Origin of the sequence: Natronorubrum halophilum (assembly GCF_003670115.1) — an archaeon.
Lineage (GTDB): Archaea > Halobacteriota > Halobacteria > Halobacteriales > Natrialbaceae > Natronorubrum > Natronorubrum halophilum.
The window spans coordinates 85,381-98,831 of record NZ_QQTY01000006.1 but is presented as its reverse complement, the minus strand read 5'-3'; the positions used below and the strand labels follow the sequence as shown (position 1 = coordinate 98,831).

The 13,451-nt window shown below is 60.0% G+C and carries 7 protein-coding genes and 3 pseudogenes; 5 read left to right on the top strand and 5 right to left on the bottom strand.

The features are described from left to right. The first annotated feature begins 55 nt into the window (after window positions 1–55). Complete coding sequence (locus tag DWB23_RS21550; RefSeq protein WP_121744842.1) at window positions 56–1,339, top strand: neutral/alkaline non-lysosomal ceramidase N-terminal domain-containing protein; 1,284 nt, start codon at window positions 56–58, stop codon at window positions 1,337–1,339. A gap of 31 nt (window positions 1,340–1,370) precedes the next feature. After that, complete coding sequence (locus tag DWB23_RS21545; RefSeq protein ID WP_238717545.1) at window positions 1,371–2,453, top strand: aldose 1-epimerase; 1,083 nt, start codon at window positions 1,371–1,373, stop codon at window positions 2,451–2,453. 14 nt (window positions 2,454–2,467) lie between these two features. Here DWB23_RS21545 and DWB23_RS23625 read toward each other — a convergent pair. From DWB23_RS23625 to DWB23_RS21535, 3 genes and pseudogenes are all read right to left on the bottom strand, one after another. After that, window positions 2,468–3,031 (bottom strand): annotated as a pseudogene (locus DWB23_RS23625) (Gfo/Idh/MocA family protein); the annotation flags it as partial. A gap of 68 nt (window positions 3,032–3,099) precedes the next feature. Continuing rightward, window positions 3,100–3,429 (bottom strand): annotated as a pseudogene (locus tag DWB23_RS24075) (Gfo/Idh/MocA family oxidoreductase); the annotation flags it as partial. 38 nt (window positions 3,430–3,467) lie between these two features. After that, a complete protein-coding gene (locus DWB23_RS21535; protein WP_121744841.1) occupies window positions 3,468–4,364 on the bottom strand; it encodes a Gfo/Idh/MocA family oxidoreductase in 897 nt (298 codons plus the stop codon). Window positions 4,365–5,283: 919 nt separating this feature from the next. Between DWB23_RS21535 and DWB23_RS21525 the strand changes: the two are divergent. The 3 genes and pseudogenes from DWB23_RS21525 to DWB23_RS21515 form a co-directional block, all read left to right on the top strand. Continuing rightward, window positions 5,284–6,074: pseudogene (locus DWB23_RS21525) on the top strand (tyrosine-type recombinase/integrase); the annotation flags it as partial. A 490-nt stretch (window positions 6,075–6,564) separates the two neighbouring features. After that, the gene (locus DWB23_RS21520; protein WP_121744839.1) at window positions 6,565–7,434 is read left to right on the top strand and encodes a ParA family protein; all 870 of its coding nucleotides are present in this window, start codon (window positions 6,565–6,567) and stop codon (window positions 7,432–7,434) included. Then, on the top strand, window positions 7,431–7,865 hold the full coding sequence (locus DWB23_RS21515) for a hypothetical protein (protein WP_121744838.1): 435 nt from the start codon (window positions 7,431–7,433) through the stop codon (window positions 7,863–7,865). The genes DWB23_RS21520 and DWB23_RS21515 overlap by 4 nt, the downstream gene beginning before the upstream one ends. A gap of 38 nt (window positions 7,866–7,903) precedes the next feature. Here the strand turns inward: DWB23_RS21515 and DWB23_RS21510 are convergent, their stop codons facing one another. Both DWB23_RS21510 and DWB23_RS21505 read right to left on the bottom strand, forming a co-directional pair. After that, a complete protein-coding gene (locus tag DWB23_RS21510; protein ID WP_121744837.1) occupies window positions 7,904–10,729 on the bottom strand; it encodes a UvrD-helicase domain-containing protein in 2,826 nt (941 codons plus the stop codon). Further along, on the bottom strand, window positions 10,726–13,440 hold the full coding sequence (locus DWB23_RS21505) for a PD-(D/E)XK nuclease family protein (RefSeq protein ID WP_121744836.1): 2,715 nt from the start codon (window positions 13,438–13,440) through the stop codon (window positions 10,726–10,728). Before DWB23_RS21505 ends, DWB23_RS21510 begins: the two co-directional genes overlap by 4 nt. Window positions 13,441–13,451 lie beyond the last annotated feature (11 nt).

Below are 13,451 nucleotides of genomic sequence, written 5' to 3'. Positions count from 1 at the left end.
TCGGCCCGGCGCAAAACCTATAGGTAGTACCGCGAGTAGCTACAGAAACACACTCATGGGATCCAATCGAGACTGGCAACACGGCCGCGAGACCGAGGGAGACGTGACCGCCGAGTGGCGGGTAGGCACGGCGAAGGCACCGATCACTCCGGATCCCGACGAGTCCCATCGACTCATCGGATTCGGCGCCCGCGAGGGGACGATGGAGGGCGTCGAGCACGACATCTACGCACGCGCCGTCGCGCTCGAGGACCGCACGGGCCGACAACTCGTCGTCCTCTCGTTCGAACTGCTGTTCGTGTTCGAGACCCAGCGCGCCCACCTCGAAGAGGAGTGTGCGAAGCGGTGGGAGCTCGAACCCGAGGCGCTGTTCATCACGCCGAGTCACACCCACTACGGCCCGGACTACGACGTCCACGCCAAGGGGCTCGACAAGGGGATCGACCGCGACGAAGACCTTGTCGCCGCCTACCGCGAGTACGTCGACGGTGTGCTGCTCGAGGTCATCGGCGACGCGCTCGACGACCTCGAGCCCGCATCGCTGTCGCAGTATTCCGCGTCGTGCGCCATCGCGATGAACCGACGGCGGCCGACCGAGGACGGCATCGGCTTCGATCCGCACCCGGACGGGCCAGTCGACCACGACCTGCCGGTGTTGACCGCCGAGACGGCGGACGGTGCGACGAAGGCCGTCCTGTTCGGCTACGCCTGCCACCCGACGGTCGGGATGGCCCACTGTAACGAAGTCAACGGCGACTGGCCGGGGTACGCGATGGCGGAGTTAGAGGAGACATTCGAGGACGCAACGGCCGTGTTCGTCATCGGCTGCGCCGGCGATCAGAAGGCGTACCCGCAGGGAACCCGCGACCTCGTCCACCGCCATGCGCAGACGGCGGTGACGGCGGTCGAACGCGCGCTCGTTACGGAACCACGGCCGGTTCGCGGCCCCCTGAAACTGGTCGCAGACGAAATCCCTCTCGAGATCGAGACGCCGATGAAGGATGGGACGCCTCGAGAGGGGCGGCAGGTCACCGACCACCGCCCGTATCCAATCCAGGCGATTGGGTTCGGCACCGACCTCACGATCCTCTCGCTGTCGGGCGAAGTCGTCGCGGAGTTCGCCCTGCGACTGAAGGAGACGCTGGCGTCGCCCCTCTGGGTGGCGGCGTACGCGAACAACACCGGCTACCTGCCGACGGTTCGGATCCTCGCGGAAGGCGGCTACGAGTCGTGGCAGTCTTTCGAGGAGGGGACATACGCGCCCTCGACCGAGGAGCGCATCCTCTCGAAATCGGTCGCGGTGGCCGAGCGCGCCGGCGCCCGGCAGAGGGACGTGTGACCCGCCGCGTCGACACCCGACGGAGGTGCGCGTGACCGACCTCCGCGGCGCCACCGGCCCCCGAATTTCGACCGACTTCAAGTATCGGGGACTCGAGGCCGCATTCCTCGAGAACGAGCACCTCCGCGTGATGGTCCTGCCGGGAAAGGGTGGGGACATCCTCGAGTTTCGCGATAAGCGAACGGACGTCGACGTCCTCTGGCGGACGCCCCACAACTGGACGCCGCCACGCGAGCGGTACGTCCCGACCGCCTCGAGGGCGACCTGGAACGAACACTACCCCGGCGGCTGGCAGGTCAACCTCCCCGTCGCGGGCGACGGCATGGAAATCGACGGCAGCGCCTACGGTCTCCACGGCGAGAGCGCCCTGCTTCCGTGGGATGCGGCGGTCGTCCGCGACGACGACGAGGCCGTGACGCTCCGACTGACCGTCGAACTCGTGCGCTACCCGTTCGCCGTCGAGCGCGACCTGACGCTCCCGGCCGACGGCCCCCGTCTCGAGATCAGCGAATCGGTCACGAACGTCGGTGAGGTCCCCCTCGAATACGTCTGGCAGCAACACGTTACCCTGGGCGAACCGCTGCTCTCCCCCGCCGCTCGGCTCGACCTCCCCGAGGCGACGGGGATCACGCCGCCGTACGGCGACGCGTTCCCGAACGCCCGCCTCGAGGAGGAGACGCGGTTCGAGTGGCCGAACGCGCCGGGTCGGGACGGCGACGCCGTCGATCTGCGCGAGATTCCGCCGCGGGACGCGACGGTCCACGACCAGTCGTACGCCGTCGACATGGCCGAGGGCTGGTACGCGCTCACCAACCCCGACCTCGACCTCGGGTTCGCGTTGACCTTCCCGCTCGAGCCGTTCGAGTGCCTCTGGTACTGGCAGCCGTTCGGTGGCTACCACGAGTCGCCGTGGTTTAACCGCAACTACAACATCGGTCTCGAACCGACGACCGCCTACCCCAGCGGCAGCTATCCGGACGCACAACGGGAGAACGGGACCATGAAGGTGATCGGGGCCGGCGAAACCGTCGAGGCAGCGTTCACCGCGAGGACTTACTGCGGCCTCGAGCGCGTCACCGGCGTCGGACCCGGCGGGACGGTCGACGGCGAGTAGACTCCGTTACACCGCTACGACAATTCGGACGGGACGACCTCCCGCCCTCGTTCGGCGCTCTCGTAGATCGCATTGACGAGTTCCTGAACGGTGAGTCCCTCCTCGAGCGTGTTTCGGGTTGATTCGCGTTCGCCGCGGGCGACATCGACGGCGTACGACCACTGCTCGACGAACCGTTCGCGCTCCGGCAGGTACAACTCGATGTCGGTGAGCGCCCGGCCGCTCGCCGAGTACGTCGTCGCCTTCGGCAAGCCGTCGGTCGCGTCAATCGTAACGCCCGTGTCAGCGCCGTAGACGCGGATCCCGTCGGTCGCGGTGCCGTTCGCCGCCCACGCGAAGTGGACGTGGATCGTCGCGCCGTCCGCGATCCGGACGAACGCCCGCGCGTAGTCGTCGACGTCGAACGCGCCGCCGTTGACCGGGCCGCCGCCCCACATCGAGAGGTAGGTATAGTCCTCGTCAATCCCGAAGTGGCCGCCGGTCGACGCCGAGACAGACGCGATCTCGGGGAAGTCCAAAATCCGGAGAACGAGGTGGAGGACATGCACCCCGACGTCGATGAGCGCGCCGCCGCCCGCGGCGTTCTTCTGGGTGAACTAGCTTCCGAGCGAGGGATCCCCCGCCGGCGGACGACCTCGGCGTCGGCGACTCGGTGCGCGGCCTCGAGCGTGTGCGCGAGGGGCTTCTCGACGAAGACGTCAACGTCCGCCTCGAGCGCGGCGACGGCGCAGTCGGCGTGCAGCGCGTTCGGCACCGCAACGACGACAAGGACGAGCGCCGCACTCTCGAGCATCGCTCGGAAGTTCTCGTAGGTGTTGGGGACGTCGAACGTCTCGGCGAACGCGTCTCGCGCGTCCGGATCGATATCCGCGACTGCCGCGATCGGTTCCCCCGATCGACTGTAGCGTCTTTGCGTGAACGCGTCCGAGATTCCCGGCGCCGATGGCGCCGATCCGCGTGGAAGACATATCGGCATCATCGCCGCAATCCGGTATAAGCTATCGGATTAGGAGGTCAGTAGTACGGGCTGTAGCTCTCGAGAAATGCCCGTCCGTCGACGGCGTGATCGGCGAGGACGCGACAGTTCGGCGTGATCGGGCGGTCGTGTTCCAGCGTCGCGTCGATCGCCAGCAGGAGTTCCGCCGCATCGAGGACGTACCCGCTCAGGTCGGCGTCCCCGTCGACGACCTCGAGGAACGTCTCGAGGTACAAGCGGTACATGCTGTCCATTTCCGCGCTCGTGGTGCCGACGTCTCGCATTCGCGTTCGATCACCGATGCTGAAAAAGGAGAACTGCATCTCCTCACCCGGGTTGTCAAGTCGGATCGTCGCGTGCGTTCCGTCGTCGAAGGCGACGTCGACCGTCTGTCCCGGATCGTCGGCGCGCGAAACGTAGACCCACCGGTCGCCGACGAGTCGACACAGCGTGTCGACGAGGTGGACGCCGTAATAGAACGAATCGTTGTAGCCGACGCAGTAGAACATCCGATCGTCGGTGCCGTTCCCGGTATCGAACGAGTGCAGCGACGAGTGGTACGGGACCGCCGACCCGCCGAAGAACGGTGTCTCACCGATCGCCGATCGGATCGCGTTCACGTCCTCGAGCCGTCCGGCGATCGGTTTATCGATCAGCGTGGGAACGTCGCTGGCGAGAAACGGAACGGCGAGTTCCCGGTGCGTGTCCCAGTTAACAGTGAGGATCATCACCGCGTCGACGACGCCGATCAGATCCGCCGGGTTGTCGTACCGTGTCGCCTCGTGCTGTTCGCAAAACTCGCGTGCGTACGATTCGCTGCGGACGTCGCCGCCGTCCCAGACCGCAGCCAGATTCGCGCCGGAGTGGTCGCCGATCGCCGCGGCGAATGACTCGGCATGACTCGTATCTAATCCGACGATACCAATATCGGCCATCTATCACTCAATGACGCGTTCGGTTACTTATAGTTTGCCGCAGACGAGGTGTCGGGCGCACGGGTCGAGGTTACTCGCGGCTTCGTGACTGCTCGGCTGAAACGCCTCTCGAGGGACGGTCACTGCTCCCACTCTCGCTCGAGAGGCAGCCCACTGCAACAGTCGTTTAGACATGGTAAACACGTTGCAGTCGCGTGAGCCGCCGAAAATCGATTCGGTCCGTATCGACGGGAGAAGGCTCCAGTAGAGCGAACCCAAAGGGAAGCGAAATCGTCTCCACGTCCCACACGAAACGTATCATCGGGCGAGCACCGAGATGGGCGCCGTGACGACGGATGAGAGACGGCGCGAGGTCCGCAACGTCGAGCGTTCGGGAATCGCGTTTTCGCAGCGTAAACGGAGACCGAGCATCGGGACTAAAATTGCTGCGATAAGAGCCTGAGACGACGGAACACACGCCGCTCGAAGGGGAAATTTCCGACCCGAACCGGATCCTCACCGATGACGAGACCAGCCGAGAAATGCGAAACAGGTAGAAAACGGACTCGAGCGACGGGAAATCGACGTCGAACGACCGACTAGAAGAGTCCGAGCCGGCGACAACCGACGACGCGTTCGCGGCGAGGGATTCGAAGTGCTCGTCAACGTCGCCGTGAACTGTCTGGCGGACGAGAGTCAGCACGCGGCATGCAGTCCACACGCTCAGTCGGGGACGGGAGTGTAACGGCCAAAAGTCGGTCGGATTTACATCAGTATGGCTGTAAACGCTCCCGGCACTACCGCAGGAATCCAAGCGGAACACAGCCTAGTGGAGCGGTAACAGTACTCGAATGGCGTTTACCGACAGTAAACACTAGATCCGTACTGGGTCCGATCGAGCGGACAGATACGGCATACGACTCGAGTTCCGATACGAGTCAACGGGCGTCGGTCGGGCGATCAGCAGGCCTGGACCGACGAACACCGGCTGTTGATCACGCAGTACGTTGATAAACGCGCCCACGACGCTACCGATGAGAAGGGATTCGGTGCGATCAGAGAGTATCGGGATCGGGCGCTCGTCTACGTGCTCTGTTACTCCGGTGTCCGCGGCGGCGAGATATTCGCGAATCCGAAAGGCGAGCGGCGAAACGGTCTTAGATGGGGGAATATCTCCCTCGAGGACCAGTGGATGGCCGTCCTCGCGAAAAAACAGGACTGGTCCGACAGGTCGCTGACGAAATAGTCCATAAATCCCATGTCGCAATATAAAAGAATCGACGATCCCGTCGGCGACGAGTGGCCGGTGCTTCCGACGTTTCACCTGCCCTCGCTCTACAAGACGCACTGTACGGACTACGGGACGAACACGGCTAGGCCACGGGTGAGATCGAGATGCTCGTCGATGATCTCACCGGTCAACTCGAGGTGTTCGACGCACTGCGCGAGTACGAACTGACACCACCGTCGATCAACACGGACGGCGCCGGCGGATTATGCGACGGCTGTGTGAGGACGCTGGGATCGAACTCGACGACAAACACGGCTACCTCGCACCCCACGGCGGCCGACGCGGCGCCGGCGAAGTGATGGTCCGTCAACGCGGGTTTACCGCTGTAGCCCGTCTGTTAGATAACATCGAGGAAGTCGTTCAACAGTCGTACTCACACATCGAAAGCCAAAGAGATGGCTAAAGACGCTGGTGACGCCTTTACAGAACACGATACGTGAGGCAGTTGGCTCCGTGTGACGACGCAATCTGTGGAACATATTTCGACAGACAGTTGGTCTTTCGTTATTTGGTGAACCGTCGGTTTCGCTGATCTCATGGACTTCGTTCCGCCGTACTCTCCTTTTGCGAATGGTTACTCATCTAACCCAGGATACCAAGTCGGGTGGCTAAGACACCCATCTAAGATTGGAATCTAAGTAACAGAGATCTCGCCAGATGAACGTAGAGAGCATATTCCTACCGTATGGTGCATTCGCCATCCAAGATATGAGTCTGAGATTGGAATCTAAGAGACCCCGGCCGCATTCTAACTGCACAGCATGCGAGAAAGTACCTTCTCTAGGTATACGGAATCAGTTGCCTGCAAACCTAACCTAAGAATTTAATCTAAGATTCTTAGATCGCTCTCTTAGACATCTCACTTACCCATCAATCTTAGATAACTTGTTTTGCAAACTTTCATATCTCAGTAACTCATCAGTGACAGTCATGCTATCGTACACAGTTTACAGTGAAGCTGGCGGCGTTGGGAAGACGTCGCTCACTGCAAACCTCGCCGTCGCGCACGCTCGAGCGGGTCTCAATGTCTTGGTCGTTCCACTCGATCCACAAGATGGCGATCTCAGTCGACTCCTTGGCGTCGACGACGACCGGGCCGACGGCGATGCAGATAACCTGGTCCGGCATATAGTTCAGAGTCCACGGGGGGAGTTCGAAGACCTGATTCGGACAGCAGAGGGGGTCGATATCATTCCAGAACATAACATGCTCTCGGATCTCTCGGATTTCCTCGACCGTGAACAAAAACAGGCCGAAACTCTCGGTGACGCATACAATATTTACGCCCAACTGCAGCGCGTCCTTCAGGATGCCGGCGTTGCCGACCATTATGACGTTCTGATCTGTGATCCGCCAGCCACGGAGTCAGACCACCTCTATAACGCGATATATGCGACGCGGAATTTAGTGATCCCTGTCGAGCCGTCGGCGAAAGGGCAGGCCTCGGTCGAAGGTCTCGAGGAACTCGCGACCAATTTCGCTGGCCAGTTGAATATCGACGTCGGTGTGCTCGGCGCCGTTCCGAACGGCGTCAAGAACACGAGTGATCAGAAAGAGATGATCGACGAGATCGCGTTCCCGACACCCGAGGTGATCGGTGACCGGACGTCACTACTCGAAGGTTCGTGGAAGCAACAGTGTTCGGCATTCCGGTACGTCCAGGAACATCGAGATCGACAGCGCGACTACGAGGTCGAGACGCTGGCTCAACTCGACCGAATCGCACGATACCTCGAGGACCAGGGTGGCCTTGAGGCCCCGAACCCGCCAGAACCAGGTGCGCTCAAGGTGGAAGTATGACCGGGTTTAAGAGCGGTGCATCCTCCTCGCCGTACGATAGTGACGATGACACCACCGACGATGAGGACGACACCACGACCAATATCGGTAGTTCCACAGCTGACCAGACTACGACATCAGCACGCACAAACAATCACGAACAGCGTCGAGTTGAGGACGACGAAGAGACCAGCGAGACAGCATCGACCAGCAGTGGGTTGCCGTGGATATATCGCCGCTCGAGTATCACTGACGGGCGTGCGAAAACCGTCCAGCTCCATCTCCAGGAGTCGACTCGAGAGCGTCAGACGGATGCACTCTCAGACGCCGAAAGCGAACTCGGAGAGTCGGTCAAGAAGGCAGATCTTCGTGAAGCCGCCCTCCTCGTCGGGATGGACCACATCGGCGAAGTTGCCGACGTTCTTCGGGAGTGGGGCTACGACTTCGAATAGCACCGTATTCTAACTAGACAGTGCCCGTATTGACTTTATTAAATTAAACGAACAAGTTCTATTTTCGAGAGCGGATCAATCTCAACTCGAGTATCGTCTGCCGTATAGTAGAGCGAGGCAGTCACGTCTCGACCGTCGAACCAATCGTCGAGTGCATGATAGTACGCGCTGAGTTGCGTTTGATACTCCGATTCTGCGTGGCGCCCTCGGTCCGTCTTGTAGTCGATTATCTCGACGCGATCGGGCGTTATGTGGACAAGGTCGACGATTCCGGAGAGTGTCACTCGTTCACCATCGATCTTGAGTGGGAGATATGCTGGTTCTTCGACTGCAACAGTTCCTTCGAGCGAATCGAGTAACGCCTCGACGTTCCGTTCGTCCTCGTTTCGGGGGGAAATCTTCTCACCAAGAGCGTATCGTTCCGCAAAATCGTGAACTGCCGACCCGAAGTCCATGCCCTTACCGTCGGTCGCGCCCTCGTAGACGTCGTCGCTCATCAATGAATGCGGTGAGTATCCGTCGGGGCCGTCCGGTTGTGGGATCGAGACACTGAGCCTGGACTGGACAGTCGTATCAGTACTGTCCATCTCGACCACTGGGTCAAGGGATTCGATCGAAACTGGTAGCTCCTCGAGGAAAGCGTTCTGGTCCGCCCCTGTAGAAAACAGCAAGTGATCTTTGGCTCGAGTGATCGCGACGTAGAGCAGTCTGCGTTCTTCGTCGTACTCCGTCGGTTGACATCGCCGGAGAACGTCGGATCGCCAGTTGTCGTATATGTGTGGCTCGCCGTGGGCCTCTGCGTAGCACTTGCGTTGACGGAGCCCAGTAACTTCCGAGTACGTGAGTATCCCGCTGCGTCCGCCGGACGGTGGGAACTTCCCACTGTTCATATTTCCGAGGATCACGATCGGATACTCGAGACCCTTGACCGAGTGGATCGTCTGTACGGTGATCGCGTCGGCTCCTGCGGCAGCGTTTACTTCCTCGGTGTGTCCTGCATCGATCCCCTGTTCGAGAAAACGGATCAGGTCTCCGAGCGTCATCGTCGTCGCGCTGTGAACTGACTGGATCGTCGTGAGGACGACGTCCGCCGTCGATCCATCGTATCCGTAGCGATCGAACACGCGTCGTGTGATCGCAGTGATGGTCTCGAGTGTCGACAGTTCCGTCCGGAACGTGATCATGTTCTGGGGGTACGCCTCAACGTCGAGGATGTGATCAATCTCGTCGAGCGTATAGCCAGCCCGCTCGAGGACGACTGCCCAGCCCCTGTCCTCGTTGGACTCGAGGACACGTAACCAGGCGAGCAGGAGTTTTGCCTGGTCGGTTCGAAAGAGTTCGATCCCACCCTCGTAGGCCATCGGGAATTCGTACTCTTCGGCGACCGAAAGCAGGTCACGACCGAAGTCGCGCGTCCGGGTCAACACGGCAATATCGTTGTACGTTGGGGAACGAAGCTCACCATCCTCTTCGATCGCATAGGCGTCGTTGTCGACGATCTCCTGCACCTTCGTCAAGATCGCTTCGTGTTCGTCCTCGTGCTGGAACGCCTCGATCTGAGAGTGTTCGTGCCCCGTGTTCGAAGACAGGGAGACGATCCGCTCGAGGATCGACTCTCGATCGACCGATTCACGACTACTTGCCGGTGTGACGAGGGCATGTTCAGCGAAATCGAGAATGTCCTGAGTCGATCGGTAGTTCTGCTCGAGCTCGATCGTAGAGACGGAGTCAGTCGGGAAGGCGACACGGTCGGCATCGTCGTTCAACTCGGCCGTGAAGCGCTCGAGTCGTGACTCGAATTCGGTGATGTTCTCGACGGCGGCGTACTGGAAGGAGTAGATACTCTGTTTCCAGTCGCCGACGACGCAGATGTTGTCCGTTCCGGCGAGCAACAGTGCGAGTTTGAACTGACTCTCGCTCGAGTCCTGAAACTCGTCGATCATCACGTACTCGAATTCCAGAGAACTACGGAGTTCGTCGTCCTCACACAAGAGGACGAACGCAAACAGCTGGAGGAACGAGAAGTTGAGGTAATTCCGACGGAGCGCGAACTCGAGGTACCCGATGTAGACGTCGTGGACGAAGTCGACGAGCTGCTCGCGATCTTCCTCGAAGACGCGCTCGATGACCTCGTCAGGAACTGTCTTCGATCCTCGCTCCCCTCGGAGTTCCGACCGATCGGGTGCCTCCGGCAGGTAACACTTGTCCGAGCCGTACCGGCCTAGCTTCGAGCGTAGTTCCGACTGTTTGCTTCCGCCATTTCGAGGCTGGTTCAACTCGTCGAAGACCTCCCGAAAGGCGTCGAAGTCGCCCTCAAGGTGGCGCTGACAGTCACGGTACCAGCCGTCGGCGGTCGGAAAGACGCCTTTAGATGCGAGGGTGGTGACGAGTCTGAGTAGCTCACTTGGATCCGAAATACAGCTGAACAAATCGTCGTATTCCTCGTGCTCGTCACTGAACTGGCCGATGAACTCCTGAAAGTACTCCCGTTCAATCGTCTCGTTCTCGAGAATCTGTGTCGAGCCGGTGATCGCATCGTCGATTCCGAGGTGAGAGGGGGCGTGAAAGCCATGTTCCTCGAGAATATCGTGACAGAGGCTATGGAACGTCTGGATCGGCGCGTCCTTCAGCGCACGCATACCGTAGTCGCAGTGGGAAACGATACGGTCTTTCATCTCTGTCGCAGCGTTGCGGGTGAACGTAATCAAGAGGACGTCGTCAGGTTCAACGTCGTCCTGTGCGACGATTTCGGCGTAGCGTCGGGTGACCGTGAACGTCTTTCCGGTGCCAGCACCGGCGTCGACGAGGGACAACCCATCGATATTCTCGATCAGTTCGCGTTGTTTCGCGTTGGGTGACGTCATCGATTCGCCCCCCGGACCGCAGCGTCGACCGGTTCGTCGGTGCGGTCACCATTGATTTCACGTTCATCATCGGCAGTCCACTCGTCTGTATTACCAGTCGTCTGCTCGTTACCGCGAATCGTACGGTCGTCAGTCAGAATCAGGTCACGGTGGTCTACATAGCGATAATTCGGTTCTCCTGCCCGGCCGTTAACGGGAAAGCGGGCGTCGCCCCGACGATAACGATTCAGTTCCTCGAGTTGCTCGTCGACGAACCGTTCGAATTCGTCGATATCCTCAGCGAAGTAGCTCTCCGTACGATACCCACAGAGGAATCTGAACGCCTGCACACAACCTTTAGTGACGTACTTGTAGTCACCAACATCTGCAATCAGCTGTTCAGTGAGCGCCTGGCCGAACGATGAATCCGCCATCTCGTCGGCGTCTCGAGTTCGAGGAATCTGGTGTCTATCGAGAACCGTTCGATACACATCGTAGCTGCTCTTGGAGAACGTCTTGTTGCAGGCGTTCGACGCCTCCTCACACAACGCTTCGAAGACGGCTCGCGATTGCACGAATTCGTCGAATGGGATCGGATGATACATAATCGTCGTGAGGCAATCTGCGAGGTTGCCACCGCCCGTAATGACGTCATCGAGCGTCTCGAGGAAGTGGAAGAAGGTGAACTCAAGCTGTTCGTCCGGTTGCTGATGCCGATAGTAGGTGAGATAGAGCAACGCCTGAAAATTCGGCTGATCACTGGGTGGCTCGAGCGCTGCGTGTTTCGTCACCTGCGAGGCAGACTTCTTTCTGCCACTTTTGAAATCGAGTAAGGAGATTGGCGACTGAATCAGGTCGATCTTTCCCTTGACACCGATATCCTCGTCTTCGAACCACCGTTCAGTGACCGGCGAATCGACCGACCGATCGAAATAGTCCTCGAAGAAATTCTGGCCCCAGCCACTCGCAGGCGTAAGGAAGTCCGTCTCCGATGGGGCGTGCGCTTCGAGATACTCGACGATCGTCTCGAGGCCAATACGGTATTCCGTGCGACGGGTGCCGAGATCGACGTCGCGATGGAACGCCTGCGTCTCCTCTAACATGACGCCGGCGATCTCCTCGATGACGTCCTCGTCGACGAAACCCGGATGATTGACGACGAATTCTGCGAAGTCATGGAAGAGGTTCCCCTCGGCGAAGTAATCCTTGTCTGGCCCATCGACGAGTCGTCCAAAGAAATAGTCCCTCGGAGAGTTCGCGTAGGTGTTGAGACTCGACTGGCTGAGCGTCGACACTGTTTTCGTGGAGACGTCAACTGACTCCTTCTCGAATCCCTCGTGCGTCGGTCGAAACGTCCGTGAGTGTCGAATCGACTCGAGATCGCTAAAGCGGTCGAACTCGTCTGCGAGGAGTTCTTCGAAGTACAGACAGGGCGTCACTGGTGATCCGCCGGCGGTATCCTGAACGAGGTAGTACTGCTCGGCTCCGTTCTGGAGCAGCGACTGGAACTGGTCGATATTACGCTCAAACTCGTAGTCACGGTCGACCCAGGGGCGTCGTGGCGAATCGTGTGTCCAGTTCTCGTCGAGGCCGAGATAGAAGACGACCGGTCGATCGACGAACGACGCCGATTTCGCATCTGCGAGCAGAACGCCGTCGTTCTCTCGGTCGATGGGGACGTCGTAAGTCTGGAGGTAGAACGTGAGTCGATCGATGACCACCTCGGTGAGCTGTTCCTCGGCGAGGCCGAGACGCTCGAGTTCCTCACGGAACGCATCCAGTGTGCATGCTGCTCGGTCCTCGTACGCCTCCAAGGCGTCACCGATCGTGAGCGTCGACGCTCGCGTACAGAACTCACAAAGCCACTCGAGTTCCGGGTCGTCAACTTCGAAAAGGCGCTTTTCGTCGTGCTCGACGTCGACTGTCGACCCGAGACAGGTCAGTAACGGTTTTACGGTCCCAATACGGGTATCGGAGCCCGCGACGGTACACCGGAGCAACTGGATGAAGCCACGGTGATCCTGCGCGTCGACGAAATCCGGCCCGCCATAGAACGGGATCTCCGCAGCTTCGAACGCGGACTCGACGAGCGCCGAATACTCGCTACCCGCATCGAGCACGACAGCGACATCCTCGGCGTTTTCCGCTGTAACCGTATCGAGGATCGCGTCGACGATCGCTGCCGGCGAGTCGAAGATTCGAAGCGGGGGTAACTCGAACGACTCGTCGCAAAACCGATCGATGGCGGTGTACTCCTCGGGAAGGATCGATCGCTCGAGATTCGTCAGCTGGGACTCACCGACGACGGCGATTGACTCGTATTCCTCGTGGTCGATACGGTAGTCCGTGAGTTTTCGCGAGGTCGTCTCGAGTGGTGAGATGCAATCGATGACGGCTCGTGTTGCCGGCGTATCGAACGCCTCGTACTCGAGAATCGCATTGGGATTGCCCTGGTGCTCCCAGCACTGCAACACGTTCCCGATCGCATAGGCGGCCTGTTTCCAGCTGAGGTCGGTTTGTTCGATCACCTCGAGAAAAGCCAGCCGATCTTCGGCTGTCTCTCGACGGCGGGCGGCGAGTCGTCGCGGTGTGATCGCGAACGGCCCGAAATGGGAGCGCTCGAGACGGCGGTTGAGCGCGCTCGCGAGTGGTGCATCGGGAACGACGACGAGGTCGCACCTGGAGATCTCCTCGTACAGCCGATCGATCGGTTTCGACCGTTTGATTGACACGAAATATAGGC